Below are 15,991 nucleotides of genomic sequence, written 5' to 3' on the forward strand. Positions count from 1 at the left end.
GTCGCTTCGGTGGGACGGCATGCCCAGCGGACATGCCCGTGTGGGGGGTGTGTCAGGAGGCGGGCTGTCGCACCACGGCGACCTCCCGCGGCCGCAGGGTGAGCGAGCCGTCGGCGGCCGCGGTGCCGCCGGACAGCGGCTCCCCGGTGAGGCCGGGCAGGCTCACCTGCTCGTCGGTGCGGTTGACGAGGAACAGGTAGCGGGCATCGGCGGTGCGGCGCACCGTCAGCTCGACGCGCCCGCGCACCTCGGCGGGCAGCTCGCTGTGGACTCCGGCGCCCTCCAGCAGGCCCGGCAGGAGGCGGGTGAGCCCGTCGGCGCCCAGCCGGGTGGAGACATACGCGGCCGAGCCCTGGCCCACCGCGCGGCGGGTGATGGCGGGGCGGCCGGCGTAGGTGCCGGTGCGGTAGTGGGCGAGGGTCCGCACGTCGGGGTCGGTGACGGTGATCTGGTCGGTCCACAGGGTGCCGGTGGCCGGGCCCGCCGGGGTGCTCTGGCCGTCCAGGCCGTCCAGTTCGACGGCGTGGTCGGCGAGCAGCGGGCCGAACTCCTCGATACGGATGCCGAGCAGCTCGCGCAGGGCCCCGGGGTAGCCGCCCAGCCAGACGTGGTCGTTCTCGTCGACGACGCCGGAGAAGTACGTGGTGACCAGGTGGCCGCCCGTCTCGACGTACCGCGTGAGCTCCTTGGCCAGGGCCTGGGGCACCACATGCAGCACGGGCGCGATCAGCAGCCGGTAGTCGCCGAGGTCGGCCCGGGTGGTGATGACATCGGCCCGGATGCCCAGGGCGAGGAGGGCGGAGTACCAGTCGAGGGCCTCTTGGCGGTAGTTGAGGCGGGAGCTGGGGTGGGAGTCCTGCTCGCTGGCCCACCACGAGTCCCAGTCGTATACGATCCCGACCCGCGCCCGCTCGCGCTCGGCCCCGGCGACCGGCGCCAGCGCCTGAAGGGTGGCGCCCAGCTCGGTCACGGCGCGGAAGACATCGCTGTCGGCCCCGGCGTGCGGCACCATCGCCGAGTGGTACTTCTCGGCCCCGGCCGCCGACTGCCGCCACTGGAAGAAGCAGACCGCGTCGGCGCCGTGCGCGACATGCAGCAGGGAGTCGCGCGCGAGGTCGCCCGGGCGCTTGGCCAGGTTGACGGGCTGCCAGTTGACCGCGCTGGTGGAGTGCTCCATGAGGAACCACGGGCGCCCGCTCGCGATGCCGCTGGTGAGGTTGGCGGAGAAGGACAGCTCGTCGCGGTCCTGGGGACCGGGGTGGACGTAGTGGTCGTTGGAGACGAAGTCGATCTCGTCGGCCCAGTCGGGGTAGTTCATCCCCTTGGTCTCGCCCATCACCATGAAGTTGGTGGTGACGGGCACACCGGGGGTGATCTCGCGCAGGATGTCGCGCTCCGCGCGCAGATACTCCTTCAGCGCGTCGGAGGAGAAGCGCTTGAAGTCGAGCTGCTGGGTGGGGTTGGGGTGGGACGCGGCCAGCCGGGGCGGCAGGATCTGCTCCCAGTCGCTGTAGCGCTGGGACCAGAACGCGGTGCCCCAGGCGTGGTTGAGCGCGTCGAGGCTCTCGTAGCGCGCACGCAGCCAGTCGCGGAAGGCGCGGGCGGCGTCGTCGGAGTAGTCGTAGATGTTGTGGCAGCCCAGCTCGTTGGACACATGCCAGGCCACCAGGGCGGGGTGGTCGGCGTAGCGCCGGGCCATCTGGGTCACCAGGCGCAGGGCGTGGTCGCGGAAGACCGGCGAGGTGGGGCGCCAGTGCTGCCGCGCCCCCGGCCACACGGTCTCACCGGAGGCGGTCACCGGGAGGATCTCCGGGTGCGCGGTGGTGAGCCAGGGCGGCGGGGAGGCGGTGGCGGTGGCCAGGTCGACCCCGATGCCGCCCGCGTGCAGGAGGTCCATGATCTCGTCGAGCCACTCGAAGTCCCACCGGTCCAGGGTCGGCTGGATGCGGGCCCAGGAGAAGATCGCCACGGAGACGACATTGACGCCGGCCTGGCGCATCAGCCGGACGTCCTCCTCCCACACCTCGCGCGGCCACTGCTCGGGGTTGTAGTCGGCGCCGAAGGCGAGGCGGGGGGAGGCGGGGTCACCGTCCGACCCGTGCGGCAGCCGGGAGAGGAGGGTGGAGATCATGGTGGTCCTTCCGGTGTACCGCACGGGGTGGCGCGGCGTTGGTGCTGGTGGTGCTCAGAGCGTCCGGCAGCAGGGCACGCGGCGTGGCGCGCCCTGCTGCCGGACGGTCCTTACTTCGAGACCGTGAAGCCCTGCTCGCTGCCGTACTTGACGGAGGCGTCCTGCCAGGCCTTCAGCCCCTTGGTCAGCGGGGTGTTCGAGACATAGGCCTTGCCGACGCTGTCGTTGAAGATCGAGTTGGCGTACACCTGGTAGGGGAGGTACGACCAGCCGCTGCCGACGTTCGCGGCCGAGTCGGCGAAGATCTTGTTGGCCTTCTGCCCGCCGAAGTACGGGAACTCGGTGTTCTGGAACGCCTCGGACTGGAGGTCCGCCGTGGTCGCCGGGAAGGCGCCGCCCTTGAGCCGGGTCTGCACGCCCTTGCCGGCGTTCGCGTACTCGGTGAAGGCGTAGGCGAGCTCCTTGTTCTTGCCCGCCGAGGGCAGGGCCAGCGAGCTGCCGCCGTTCTCGGCTGTCGTCTTGTCGCCCTTGGTCCACTGCGGCAGCGGGGCCACGCGCCAGTCGCCGGAGGCGTTCTTCACGCCGGAGACGAAGTTGGCGGGCATCCAGGCGCCGGTGGTCAGGGTGGCGATGTCGCCGTTGCCCAGCCCCTTGTACCAGTCGTCGGTCCAGCCGGTGACGGGCGCGAGGAGCTTCTCGTCGATGAGCTTCTGCCAGGTCTTGGTGTAGGTGGCGGCGCCCTTGTCGGAGAAGTCGATCTTCACGTTGGTGCCGTCGACCTGGTACGGGCGCGAGCCGGCCTGCCACAGCAGGCTGGTGGTCATGCCCGCCTCGCCGGTGTCGCTGGTGATGTAGACCTTCGGGTCGGCCTTGTGCAGCTTGCGTGCCGCGTCGACGTACTCGTCCCAGGTGGTGGGCACCGCGACCTTGTACTTGTCGAAGATCTTCTTGTTGTAGAAGAGCGCCATCGGGCCGGAGTCCATGGGCAGCGCGTAGATCTTGTCGCCGGACTTCACCGAGTTCCACGGGCCGGGCGAGTAGGTCTTGGAGAGCTTGTCGGCGCCGAACCCGGACAGGTCGGTCACGGCCTTGGTCAGCGAGAACTGGCCGAGCGCGTAGTACTCGATCTGCGCGACGTCCGGGACGCCCTTCTTCGCCGCTATGGCGTTCTGGAGGGCGGTGTACTGGTCCTTGTTGGTGCCCGCGTTGACGAGGTTGACGTGGACCTTGGGGTGTTCCTTCTCGAAGTCCTTGACGACCTGCTTGAGCGTGGGCTCCCAGGCCCAGACGGTGATGGAGCCGCCCTTCTTCAGGGCCGCCTGGATGTCCCCTGCGGAAACCTTCTTACCGCTGGAGTCGTCGTCGGAGCCGCCGCAAGCGGTCGCTCCCAGGGCGAGGGCACAGACGAGGCCGATGCCGCGCAGCATGCGGCGAGTGTTCATCGACATGGAGGTGCATCCACTTCTGCGTGGTGGGGTGAGGGTTATTCCTTGACGCTTCCGGCGGCGAGTCCGGACTGCCAGTACTTCTGCAGCAGCAGGAAGGCGGCGATCAGGGGGATGATGGTGATCAGCGAACCGGTGATCACCAGGTTGAAGACGGGTTCGCCACCGGCCGTCTGGGCCTGGGCGTTCCAGCTGTTCAGCCCCAGGGTCAGCGGATACCAGTCCGGGTCCTTGAGCATGATCAGCGGCAGGAAGTAGTTGTTCCAGGTCGCGACCATCGTGAACAGCAGCACGGTCACGATGCCCGGCGCCAGCAGCGGCAGGCTGACCTGGAAGAAGGTGCGCAGCTCGCTCGCGCCGTCGATGCGGGCGGCCTCCAGCAGCTCGGTGGGGATGGCCTCGGTGGCGAAGACCCACATCAGATACAGGCCGAAGGGCGAGATGAGCGAGGGGACGATCACCGCCCAGGGGGTGTTGGTCAGCCCCATCTTGCTGAACATCAGGAAGGTGGGGACCGCCAGCGCGGTGGTCGGCACGGCGACGGCCCCGATGACGACGGCGAAGACGGCGCGCTTGCCGGGGAAGCTGAACTTCGCGAGGGCGTAGCCGCCCAGGACCGCGAGGAAGGTGGCGCCACCGGCGCCGAGCACCACATACAGCAGGGTGTTCAGCAGCCAGCGGACGAAGACCCCGTCGTTGTAGGTGAACGTCTCACGGATGTTGTCCCACAGGGCGAAGTGGTCGCTGAACCACAGCCCGGAGGAGGTGGCCAGCCCTTCCTGGGTCTTGGTGGAGCTGATGACCAGCCATATCAGCGGCACCAGGGAGTACAGCAGTACCAGACCGGTCAGCACGGTCAGCAGCACACTGCGGCGCGGGAGTCGCCTTTCGGCGGTCCGGCGCGGTGTGCGCAGCCGCGGTGCGTGGCCGGAGGACTTGGCCCGCACGGGCGTGGGCTTGGAAGCGGTGGTGGCGGGACTGCTCATGGTTCACGCTCCCTTGCGCATGCCGCGCAGCTGGACGACATAGGCGATGACCATGGTGATCAGCCCCATGACGATGGCGACCGTCGCGGAGTAGTTGTGCTGCTGGCCGTTGAAGGACAGCGTGTAGGTGTAGTAGTTGGGGGTGTAGTCGGTGGCGATCGCGTTCGGCGCCAGGGGCTTCAGGATGCTCGGCTCGTTGAACAGCTGGAAGCTGCCGATGATCGAGAAGATCGTCGCGATGACGAGGGCTCCGCGGATCGCGGGAAGCTTGATGGCGGTGATGACGCGGAGCTGTCCGGCGCCGTCGATCTCCGCGGCCTCGTACAGGGAGTGCGGGATCACCCGCAGCGCCGAGTAGAAGATCAGCATGTTGTAGCCGACGAACTCCCAGGTGACGATGTTGCCGATCGAGGCCAGGATCAGGTCGGGCGAGAGCGGATCGGGCAGCGAGACACCGAAGGCGTCGTTGATGTCCCCCACCAGGCCGAAGCGGGTGCCGTACATGAAGGCCCACATCAGCGTGGCCACCACGGCGGGCACCGCATAGGGCAGGAAGATCGAGATCCGGAAGAAGTTCTTGCCGTACAGCCGCCCGCTGTCCAGCGCGAGCGCGACGAGCAGGGCGATGCCCAGCATGATCGGCACCTGGACCGCCAGGAACAGCCCCACCCGGGTCACACCGGCCCAGAACTGGTCGTCCTGAAGCGCCTGCTGGTAGTTGTCCAGGCCCACGAAGCTGTTGCCGCCGATCAGCCTGTCCCGGAAGAGGCTGAGGTAGATCGAATACCCGATGGGAGCCAGAAAGACCAGGGCGAAGACCACCACAAAGGGGCCGACGAACCCCCACCCCGTCCAGGACCGGCGGTCCCGTTTCAGCGAAGCCCGTGCCGTGCGGTCCACGGCCGCCGGCGGTTGCAGCGTCGTCATGTCGTTCCTCGTTCATCCCTCTCGGACCTGACAGCCCGGCGCCCACGCGATGTTCACGTAAACACCACACCCCGTAAGAGGCCTTGACGGGTGTTATGTTTACGTAAACATCTGGTGGCGGCATGTCTACACTGCCCGAATGTCGACGGTCAAGGGTCGTCGGCCGGAGAATCCACGAAACATTGGATAAAAGGGGGCATAGATGGACGCAGCGGACGGCGCCTCCGTGAGTACGCCGCAGACCCGGGTGAGGGCCGGAACAACACGCGCCGACCGACGGGTCCAGCGCGCTTCCATGGCGGACGTCGCCCGCCTGGCCGGTGTCTCCTCGCAGACGGTCTCCCGTGTCTCCAACGGCTACTCAGGGGTGACCGAGGAAACCCGGCAGCAGGTCCTCGCGGCGATGAAGGAGCTGGGCTACCGGCCCAACAGCGCCGCCCGGGCGCTCAAGCGCGGCGAGTTCCGCACCATCGGTGTCATCACCTTCAGCCTTGCCACGACCGGCAATGTGCGCACCCTGGAGGCGATCGCCACCTCCGCGGCCCATGAGGGCTACGCCGTGACGCTCCTGCCCGTCGCGGTCCCCACCCAGGACGAGGTGCGGGGCGCCTTCTCCCGGCTGGGGGAGCTCGCCGTCGACGCCGTCATCGTCATCATGGAAGTGCACCTGCTCGACGCGGCCACCGTCTCGCTGCCGCCCAACGTCCAAGTGGTCGTGGCCGATTCGGACGCGGGCGACCGCTACAGCGTGGTCGACACCGACCAGGCCGGCGGAACCCGCGCCGCCGTGCGCCACCTGCTCGACCTCGGCCACCGCACGGTGTGGCACCTGGCCGGCCCGGAGGAGTCCTTCGCCGCGCAGCGCCGCGCCGACGCGTGGCGGGTCACCCTCACCGACGCGGGAAGTGTCCCGCCACCCCTGGTGCGGGGCGACTGGTCGGCGGAGTCCGGCTACCAGGCCGGACTCCGCCTCGCCGACGAGGCCGGCTGCACGGCGGTGTTCGCCGCCAACGACCAGATGGCTCTCGGCCTGCTGCGGGCCCTGCACGAACGCGGCAGGAAGGTGCCCGAGGACGTCAGCGTCATCGGCTTCGACGACATCGCCGAGGCCGGCTCCTTCCTGCCTCCCCTGACCACCGTCCACCAGGACTTCGCGGAGGTGGGGCGGCGCTGTGTCGAGGGAGTGCTCCGGCAGATACGCGAGGACGTGACGGAACCCGGCACCACGCTGGTCCCGACCCAGCTCGTGCTGCGCGGCAGCACCGCGCCACCGCCGTCGCCGCCCTCGCCACCCTCGTCGCCATAGGGCATATCCGCCGCGCGCCGCGCGTCAGGGCCGGGCCGGCCCGGCGCAGTCGAGGCTTCCGAGATCGACGGCGTCGGCCATCGCCTGCATGCCCTTGTCGTTGCGGTGCACATGGTCACCGCCGTCGAAGACCGGGAGCATCCTCTCGTGGTCGTAGGGGCTGCGCAGGATGCGGTCGAAGTCGGTCACCGCGTCGAACTCACCGCTGTCCCTGACGAACGCGTTGACCTCCTGGCGTACGGCCTCCGCGGCCTCATCCCACTCGGACCACCCTTTGAAGGGCGCGATGGTGGCGCCGGCGACACACTTCCCCTCCGCGTGCGCTCGGCGGATCACCTCCCGGTAGCCGGCGATCAGGTCCTGGGGGGTGACACCCGTATGGGCCTTGATGTCGTTCACGCCCTCGAAGAGGAACACCGTGCGCACGCCGGGCTGGGACAGCACGTCCCGGTCCAGCCGGTGGAGGGCGCTCTGCCCGGCGCCGTCCGCCAGGACCTTGTTGCCGGAGATTCCCTCGTTGGCCACTCCCTTGACGGTCGTGGCCGCGGTCCGCAATCTGCGGGCGAGGTAGTCGGGCCAGCGGCGGTTCAGGTCGGCGGTGGACTGCCAGCCGTCCGTGATGGAGTCCCCGAGGACGGCGACCGCGCCGGTGGTCGCCTTGGGCCGTACGGACACGGCGTCCACGTAGTACCAGGAGCCGATCCGCTCCGGCCACGCCGAGGCGCCCTCCTCGGCCGTGTGGTCGCCCCAGGTCGCGTACGACGTCTGCATGGCCATCCCGTGTCCGGTCGCCGGGCCCGCCGCGTCCGGTGTGTGCAGGCTGACCACCAGGTTGACCGCGGCGGGCAGTCTGCCGGGCAGCTCGTCGCTGTACGCGGTCGCCCCCGCCGGCAGGGTCACCGTCCGCGCGCCGCCGAACGTCAGGGGCCGGTTGCTGCCGCGGACCAGTGCCGCGCCCTGCTCCTGGATGCCGACGTATACGTTGTCGAAGGTGACGGGCCGGTCGCCGAAGGCATTTGGACAGCCGGATGCGCGGGTCGTCTCCCGCCACGCTGGTGTGGACGACGAGCCGGTATCCGCGGTCGGCGGCGCCGTCGCCCACGCGGTCCGCGGAGGCTCCCCAGGTCACCACGTGGCCGGGTGTCCGGGCCGCGGAGGGCCCGCTGTCGGGCGCCGCGCCCGCCGCGTACGCGGTGGCGGTGGCGGTGGCGGCCTGCAGGGCCGCGGTGAGCACCAGCGCGGTCAGCCTACGCACTCCCGTGAACCGGGCCCTCACCGGACGAAGTCCTTGAGCGTGACGGAGTGTCCGGGTCTGAGCGTGACGGTCCGGGAGTTGTCCGCGTAGACCACGGTCGTGGTCCGGCCGCCGACGCTGCGGATGCGCACCTCGCTCGGTTTCCCGTCCCGCCAGCGCAGGTCGACGACGAAGCCGCCGCGCGCGCCGACCCCGGTGATGTGACCCGCCGCGGCCCAGGCGTCGGGGAGCGCCGGCAGCAGTTCCAGGTGGCCGGGGCGGGAGTACAGAAGCATCTCGATCATCGCCGCCGGTGTGCCGAAGTTGGCGTCGATCTGGAAGATGCCGCGGCCCTGTTCCACCTCGTAGATGTCGAAGAGGTTGAACGCGGTGCCGTTGCCGCCCCCGGTCGAGGGGCGAAGGTTGCCCACGACGAGCCGGTAGGCCTTGTCCGCGTTCTTCAGCCGGGCCCAGCACAGGGCGCGCCAGGCGTTCGCCCAGCCGAAGCTGTTCATGCCGCGCGCCGCGAGCAGGGCGGTGGCGCCGTCCACGATGTCGGCCGGGGCGGAGCCGTCGGGGCGGATGCGGTCGCCGGGGAAGAGTCCGACGAGGGGGGACAGATGCCGGTGGGTGGTCTCGCCAAGGTTGTCGGGTGACATCCACTCCTCCAGCCAGCCCGTCCTGGGGCTGACCCGCGGCAGATACAGTCGCCTGCGCAGGGAGGCGATCGTGTCCGCGTATCCGGCGTCCTTGCGCAATGTGGCGGCGGCGTCGCAGTAGTTGCCGAACAGGGCCCACACCAGCTCCTGGGCGTAGGTGATGCCCTTGGCGTCGAGCGGGCCGTGTTCCGGCGACCAGTCGCTGTCGGCGATGAGGACCTCCGCGGAGGAGCCCTCCGGCACCGTGGTGAGCAGCCGCTTCTCCCAGAACTCGCAGGCGCCCTTGAGGAGGGGGTAGATCTTCTCCAGGTGGGAGCGGGACTGCGTGAACTCGTAGTGCTCCCACAGGGTGGTGCACAGCCAGGCGTTGCCGGCCGGATGCCACCACCAGCCCTGTCCGCCGTGGATATTGGTCGAGATGGCGACGGTCCAGCCGGCGATCTCTCCGTCGGAGTTGCGGTATCGGTTGCGCGGGTCGTTGAAGAGGGAGTGCGTGAGGCTCGTCCAGGACGGCAGCTGGGCCAGACAGTAGTCGGTGAGCGCGTCGAAACACTGGGACAGACCGGCGCGGTCGGCCATCCAGTAGTTCATCTGGATGTTGATATCGGTGTGGTAGTCGCCCATCCAGTCGGGGTCGTTGCCGTCCAGCCACAGTCCCTGCAGTCCCGCCGGCAGGCTGCCGCGCGACCCGGAGATCATCAGATAGCGTCCGAACTGCAGGTAGTCGGCCTCGAGTTCGGGGTCGGGCACGCCGTCGCGGGCGCGGGCCTTGACGCGCTCCCAGGTGTCCAGGGCGCGCTGGGCGGCGGACGATCTGCCGAGGGAGAGGTCCAGCTGTTCGAACAGGGCCCCGTGGTCGGCGACATGAGTGTGCCGCAGGGTGTCCGCCGAGTGGGCGGCGGCGGCGCGGACCTTGGTGCGGGCCAGCTTCTCGGGGTCGAGGGACGCGTCGCGGTAGTGAGTGGAGGCGTCGGGCACGTAGTTGGTGCCGCCGCTGACCACCACGGTGAGGTCCGCGCACCCGGAGAAGGAGATCCGCGAGCCGTTCACGGTGATGCGCCCGCCGTTTCCGTACGCCGTGGCCGCGGCGCCGTAGCGGAGGCTGTTGGGGAAGGCCGCGCCGAAGGAGACGTGTCGCCGCCCGCCTGTGGTGGTCTCGCCGTGGGTGCCGTCGAGAGTGATGGTGCCGCTGTAGCGACCGCCTCCGCTCTGGGTGAAGTGCACAACGATCGCGTCGTCGGGGCGGCTGGCGAATATCTCGCGGCGGTAGGTCACACCGGAGCGCACATACGACGTCGTGAGCAGGCCACGGGCCAGGTCGAGACCGCGGCGGTAGTCGGAGACGGCGGACAGGTCGTGGTCGGGGATGTCGACGACGAGGCGGCCGAGCAGGGTGAGGGAGCCGAAGTCGGCGCGGCCGTAGGGGAACTGGCCGTCGGCGTCGAGGGTGTCGTTGAGGCCGCCGGTCCACATCGTGGCATCGGTGATCAGCAGGAGTTCCCGGCCGGGGTCGTTTCCGGCGAGGGCTCCGATCCGGCCGTTTCCGACGGGCAGACCCTGTTCGATCATCGAGTGGTCGTCGGCAGGGGCCTGCCACCACAGCTCGTGGGGCGATGGATCGCCGGGCACGGACGCGTCCGCGGGCCTCCGGGGGGCGGCGGAGGCGGTGAAGGCGGGCAGGGCGCCCAGTGCGGTGGCGAAGCCGGCCGCGCCGGCCAGGGAGAGCAGAGTTCTTCTACGGGGGTCGGTCGGGCGAGTGGGCATGGCGGACTCCGATGCGGGAGTGGGCCCGGCGGGGCCGGGCCCGGGGGCGGTCAGGACGACTTGGGCACGTCGATCCGGTCGATGTCCGGCGCGTAGCCCGACCCGCTGTCGAAGGTGATCGTGTTGACGCCCGCCTTGAGCGTCAGGGGCACACTGACGGTCTCGACGGTCCCCCAGTCACCGGTGGAGGGGAACCTGTGGCGGGTGGCGCCGCCTCCGCCCACGGAGATGTCGACCGAGCGGGGGTCACCGCTGACATAGGCGACCTTGACCAGGTGGACGCCGGCCTTGTCGACGGTGATGTCGTTGAAGCGGAGCGTGCCGCCGAGATAGAGGTTGCCGACCTTGTGGTCGCCGGAGCAGTCGGAGCAGTCGGCGACGGAGGCGTTGCCGCCGAGGGTGTTCGCCGAGGACTCGGCCTCGTAGGCGGTCGTGGTGAGCGGCCCGCCGCGCGGGGTGACCGTGAACAGGCGGGAGCCATGCGCGGGCAGCGCCGAAGTGATCTTGTTCTGGTACGTGCCGAGGTTCTCGTGGTTCCACAGGTCACGGACGGCGGCCTTGCCGGTGAAACCGAGGGCCGCCCAGTCGGCGGTGACGGCGGCGGGCCTGTCGGCGAGATTGAACAGGGCCACCGTGTAGCTGCCGTCGGGGTTCTTCGCCGCCCACACCTGCTGCGGATCGGCGGGGGTGACGGGGCGGGCGGGCGGGGCCTCGCTCTGGTTGACGGCGATGACCTCGCGGTTGGTCAGCAGGGACAGACCGTAGGAGTCGAGGCGGGTGAGGTCGTCGCCCGTGTAGAGCGGGGACTTGGCGATGGCCCACAGGGTGGCGTAGCTCTGCCGCTCGGCCCTGGTGAGGCCGTCCATCTCCCCGTTGCCGACGTTCAGGGAGTCGAGGTCGTTCCAGCCTCCGGGGCCCGCGTGCCGAGTCCAGCCCGGGGCGTCGTCCCAGCGGTCGTCGACGGAGTTCTCCCAGCTGACGAGGGTGTTGCAGTAGCACTCGACGTCGGTGTCGATGCGCCAGCCGTTGGAGTACTTCTTCCAGTCGGCGACGCGCCCGATGTCCAGGGACCAGGAGATCTCGAGGTGGATGGGGCGGCCGGTGGCGGCGATGGCCTTCTGCCAGGCGGCCACGTCCGCCGCGTTGTCGTACTGGTCGCCGCTCTTGCCGGAGCCGGGGCCGACGCCGTCGAGCTTGAGGAAGTCGTATCCCCAGTCCGCGAACAGCCGTGCCTGGGAGTCGACGTACTTCTGGGCGCAGGGGCGGGAGAAGTCGAGCTTATAGGCGCTGTCCCAGCCGTTGGTGGTGCGCAGGTCGTCATGGACGATGTCGGCGGTGGTGCAGCCGTCGGCGTTCCAGACCGGGACCCTGCCGTCGCCGAACGCCTCCTTCTCCAGGCCCACGGGCAGATAGATGCCCGCTTTGAGGCCCTTGGCATGGATGCGGTCGGCGACCGCCTTCATGCCGCTCGGAAACCGGACGGGGTCGGCCTTCTGCCGGGCGTACTGGTCGAACGCGGGCTTCCAGGCCTTGTCGCGCCACCAGCCGGCGTCGATGTTGACGTACTCGTAGCCGTACTTCTTGAGCTTGGCGGCCAACGCGTCGGTCTGCTCGAGAACGTTCGCCTCGGTGAGGTAGCTGTAGTCGCCGTCCGGGTTGAGGCCCGGATACTTCGACGACTGCATGCTCCAACTCGTCCAGCCCATATACGGCTTGGCCGCGACACCGGGCGTACCGGCCCCGGCATCCGCGCGGGCCGCCGGTACGGCGGTCGCGGCGCCGGCGGTGAGGACGAGGACCATCATGGCTCTCAGGCCGTGAACAACTTTGGACGTGGCGGAGTACGGGGATGACCACATGGGTCGTACCTCCTGGCGATGGGTCCGCGGGCCGGGGCGGCTCAGCCCTTGCCCGAGTCGATGTTCAGCTGTGCTCCCGTGCGCTGGTCGGTGTCTGATCGGATGAAGGTCTGATGAAGGACTGAATCGCGATGGCCGCGGCGCCACGCGCCCATTCCTCGAAGGGCAGCGGGCGGGTCTGGATGTCGCAGCGCGCGGCGGAGCCGAAGGCGGCCGCGGCGAACGCGTCACGGACCTGCTCGGCGAACAGGTCGTAGGCGGCCAGGCCCTCGCCCGAGATGATCACGCGCTCGGGGCCGAGCAGGTTGGCCACGGTCGCGAGGGCGCGCCCGATCGCCTCCCCGGCCCGCGCGTATGCCTCCCGCGCTCCGGGGACGCCGCGGCGCGCCAGGTCCACGGCCTGCGTGGGGCCGGCGACATCGACGCCCGTCGCCTCCCGGATCCGGGCGAGGATCGCGGCGTCCCCCGCGATGGCCTCCACACAGCCGCGGTTACCGCAGTGGCAGAGCGGACCGGCCGGGTCGATGGTCACATGACCGATCTCACCGGCCACCCCCTGCGCTCCCGCGACGACCCGGCCGTGGACCACAAGCCCGCAGCCGATGCCCGCGCCGACCGTGACCACGGCGAAGTTCGACAGCCCCACGCCGCCGCCGAACCACTGCTCGGCGACGGTCAGCGCGCGAACGTCGTTGTCGACGGTGACCGGCAGGCCGGTGGTCGTGGCGGCGAGTTCGGCGAGCGGGATGCCCCGCCACTCCAGGAACGGCGAGTAGCGGACGACGCCCCGCACACGGTCCACGTCTCCGGAGACGGCGACCCCCAGCCCCAGGACCGGCACGCCGAGGCCGTCGGCCTCGATGAGCAACGCCCCCACCAGCTCGGCCACCGCGGCCAGCACCGCCCTGGGGTCACGGGCCGGGAGTGGCATGTGCCGGGCGGCACAGACGCGGCAGCACAGGTCCGTGAGCACGCCGATGACCTCGTCGCCGGTCACCTTGACCCCGGCGAACAGCGCGCGCCCGCCGTCGACCCGGACGGGGTTGGCCGGACGCCCGAGCGTCGGACGCGCTTCCTCCGCCACGTCCTCCACCAGATACGCGGACTCGATCAGGGGCCGGACCGCCTTGGTGACCGCGGCCGCGGACAGGCCGGTGCGCCGGGCCAGTTCGGGCCGCGTGAGCGGGCCATGGGACAAGAGCGTGGTGAAGATGTGCGAGGCGGCCGGCGTACGGACCGGGAACGCCTCGCCGTGGGAGGCCGACTGCATGGCCGGGAACCTATGGCCCTTATTTTCCGCTGTCAATTAAAGAAGCAGGAATCTCTCAAGGTTGGCCTGCATCGGATCAGGGTCAGGGTCAGGTGAGCTTCCAGAGGGCCAGGCGGTAGTCCAGGGACACGGCCAGGAGTTTGCTGTCGGGGCTGAAGGCGAGGGCGTCCGAGAAGCTCTGCCGGGCCTCTGACAGGGCCTCCGCCGCCTCCTCGATGCTTTTGTCGAGCGTGCGCACGGGGTTCCAGGTGGCGGTGGACCAGACCTGGACCGCCCCGCCCGCCTCGCTGGCGGCCAGGGACTTGCCGTCCGGGCTGAACGCCACGGAGCCGATCATCTGCGAGGTGAAGGTCAGGGTCTCGATCTTCTTGCGACTGCCGGTGTCCCACAGCCTGACTCCTTCGACCCCGGCGTCAGCCGCGAGGACCTTGCCGTCCGGGCTCAGCGCGAGGTCGTACAGGCCGTCCTTGCCCCCCTGGACAGTGGCGGTGATACTCCGCCGGCCGATGTCCCAGAAGTGCAGCTTCCCCTCCGTGGTGGAGGCGATGAGGGTGCGGCCGTCCTTGGTGAACACGACGGACGCCACCCACCCCTTGTTCACATCCGTCGTGGGGCCCGCGGGGTCGACGAGGGTGGCGACCTTGTCGCGGGACCTGACGTCCCACAGCGTGATGGTGGTGTTCGAGCTGTACGCCAGGGTCTTTCCGTCCCGGCTGAACGCCACGGAGTCGTACTCGGAGTCCTTCTGGTTCTTGTCGCCGTGGAGCGTGGCCACCTTCTTGCGCGACGCGACGTCCCACAGCGTGATCGTCGCGTAGTCGTCGATGCCGGCGAGGAGCGAGCCGTCCGGGCTGAACGCCAGGTCGCCGATGGAGTTGTCGACCCCTCCCGCGCCGGGCGCGCTGAGGACGGCCGCCATCTTCAGGGTGGGGCTGCGCCACAGCACGACGTTGCCGTTCAGGTCACCGAGGGCGATGAACCTGCCGTCCGGGCTGAACCGCACGGCGGTCAGCATGCTGCCCCGCTTGTCGGACACGGTGACCATCGACGTCCGCTTGGGGGTGGGCGACTTGGACCGCGACGCGCTCGGGCTCGCCGTCCGCGGCCGCGATGTGCTCGGCGACGGGGACTCCCCGGAACCCCCCTTGGCCGAGGCCCCGGAGAACCGGTCCACGGCGAGTGGGACGGCGACGGCGGCAGTGACACCGGCGCCCAGCGCGCCGAGCAGGAGAACGCGGCGGGTCGGGCGGGGAGTCCCCGCGGGAGGGGCGGCCGGTGCGCCCGCCGGAGGGGCGGCCGGTGGGGCGGGGTGCTGTGGGGCCGTAGGCGGGGCTGCCGTGCGGGCGAGGTTCTGTGGGGCGGTAGGCGGGTCTGCGGGCAGGCGCGCGGTGCCGCCCGCTCCTGGCGCGGCGCGGAGGACGACCGTCCCGGCCCCGGACGCCACGAGCGCGCCGCCGTCCTCGGGCAGACCGAGGACCCGGGCGATCTCGGCCTGCTGCGCGTCGATCAGGTCGTGTACGGCGGGCGGCCAGGGTCGCGCGGACGGGGCGAGTTGCCCGACGAGCTCCAGGATCCCGGCCGGAGTGGGCCGCTGGGACGGGTCCTTGTCCAGACACCGTTCGACGAGGCCGCGCAACTCGTCCGGGAGCGGCGAGAGGTCGGGTTCGCTGTGCACGACGTTGTAGAGCATCTGAAGCGTGGACGAACCGGCGAACGGGACCCGCCCGGTGCACGCCTGGAACAGCACCGCGCCGAGCGAGAACACATCGCTGGCCGGGGTGAGTTCGCGGCTCTCCGCCTGTTCCGGGGACATGAAGGCGGGTGAGCCGACCAGCCAGCCCGTGTGAGTGATCTTGGTGATGTGCTCGCTGTCGATCGCTCGTGCGATCCCGAAGTCGATGACCCGGGGCCCGTCGGCGGCGAGCAGCACATTGGACGGCTTGAGGTCGCGGTGGATCAGCCCGGCCCGGTGGATCTCGGCCAGGGCCGCGGCGAGCCCCGCGGCCAGGCGCACCGTCGTCTCGGGCGTCAACGGAGCGACGTTTTCCACGGCTTGGCCCAGTGCAGGGCCCGGTACGAACACCGAGGCCAGCCACGGCAGCGGCGCGTCCGCGTCCGCGTCGACCACGGCGGCCGTATACGCGCCGGACACCTTGCTGGACGCCTCCACCTCGCGGCGGAAGCGCGTACGGAACCCGTCGTCCTCCACGAACTGCGAGCGCACCACCTTGACCGCCACCAGGCGCCCGTCCGGTGCGACACCGAGCAGCACCCGCCCCATGCCGCCCCGACCCAGCTCGGCCACCAGCCGGTACGGACCGGCCACCGGCCGGTCCGTCTCCCCCAACAGCTCCATCGGCCCTCTCCGACTCATCAGTGCCTGCGCACAACTCCGGGCAGATGAACCCGC

The 15,991-nt window shown here is 70.3% G+C and carries 9 protein-coding genes and 1 pseudogene; 1 reads left to right on the plus strand and 9 read right to left on the minus strand.

Features of this window, described 5'->3' with window-relative positions:
* Window positions 1-52 precede the first annotated feature (52 nt).
* From ACWY4P_RS08900 to ACWY4P_RS08915, 4 genes are all read right to left on the minus strand, one after another.
* The gene (locus ACWY4P_RS08900; protein WP_456209761.1) at window positions 53-2,131 is read right to left on the minus strand and encodes a beta-galactosidase; all 2,079 of its coding nucleotides are present in this window, start codon (window positions 2,129-2,131) and stop codon (window positions 53-55) included.
* Between the two features lie 110 nt (window positions 2,132-2,241).
* Window positions 2,242-3,579 carry an ABC transporter substrate-binding protein gene (locus ACWY4P_RS08905; protein ID WP_456209762.1) on the minus strand — a complete coding sequence of 446 codons (1,338 nt, stop codon included), beginning with the start codon at window positions 3,577-3,579 and terminating at the stop codon, window positions 2,242-2,244.
* Window positions 3,580-3,614: 35 nt separating this feature from the next.
* Window positions 3,615-4,562, minus strand: a complete 948-nt coding sequence (locus ACWY4P_RS08910) for a carbohydrate ABC transporter permease (protein WP_456209764.1) — start codon at window positions 4,560-4,562, stop codon at window positions 3,615-3,617.
* Window positions 4,563-4,565: 3 nt separating this feature from the next.
* Window positions 4,566-5,489, minus strand: a complete 924-nt coding sequence (locus tag ACWY4P_RS08915; RefSeq protein ID WP_456209765.1) for a carbohydrate ABC transporter permease — start codon at window positions 5,487-5,489, stop codon at window positions 4,566-4,568.
* Between the two features lie 295 nt (window positions 5,490-5,784).
* Between ACWY4P_RS08915 and ACWY4P_RS08920 the strand changes: the two genes are divergently transcribed.
* On the plus strand, window positions 5,785-6,795 hold the full coding sequence (locus tag ACWY4P_RS08920) for a LacI family DNA-binding transcriptional regulator (RefSeq protein WP_456209767.1): 1,011 nt from the start codon (window positions 5,785-5,787) through the stop codon (window positions 6,793-6,795).
* A 24-nt stretch (window positions 6,796-6,819) separates the two neighbouring features.
* Here the strand turns inward: ACWY4P_RS08920 and ACWY4P_RS08925 are convergent.
* The 5 genes and pseudogenes from ACWY4P_RS08925 to ACWY4P_RS08945 form a co-directional block, all read right to left on the minus strand.
* Window positions 6,820-8,071: pseudogene (locus ACWY4P_RS08925) on the minus strand (SGNH/GDSL hydrolase family protein).
* Window positions 8,068-10,452, minus strand: a complete 2,385-nt coding sequence (locus ACWY4P_RS08930) for a glycosyl hydrolase family 95 catalytic domain-containing protein (protein ID WP_456209768.1) — start codon at window positions 10,450-10,452, stop codon at window positions 8,068-8,070. The pseudogene ACWY4P_RS08925 and the gene ACWY4P_RS08930 overlap by 4 nt, the downstream one beginning before the upstream one ends.
* 50 nt (window positions 10,453-10,502) lie before the next feature.
* The gene (locus tag ACWY4P_RS08935) at window positions 10,503-12,257 is read right to left on the minus strand and encodes an alpha-galactosidase D (protein WP_456209770.1); all 1,755 of its coding nucleotides are present in this window, start codon (window positions 12,255-12,257) and stop codon (window positions 10,503-10,505) included.
* Window positions 12,258-12,375: 118 nt separating this feature from the next.
* The gene (locus ACWY4P_RS08940; protein ID WP_456209771.1) at window positions 12,376-13,581 is read right to left on the minus strand and encodes an ROK family transcriptional regulator; all 1,206 of its coding nucleotides are present in this window, start codon (window positions 13,579-13,581) and stop codon (window positions 12,376-12,378) included.
* Between the two features lie 88 nt (window positions 13,582-13,669).
* The gene (locus ACWY4P_RS08945; RefSeq protein ID WP_456209773.1) at window positions 13,670-15,937 is read right to left on the minus strand and encodes a WD40 repeat domain-containing serine/threonine protein kinase; all 2,268 of its coding nucleotides are present in this window, start codon (window positions 15,935-15,937) and stop codon (window positions 13,670-13,672) included.
* Window positions 15,938-15,991: the final 54 nt, after the last annotated feature.

Source organism: Streptomyces sp. LZ34 (assembly GCF_053890475.1).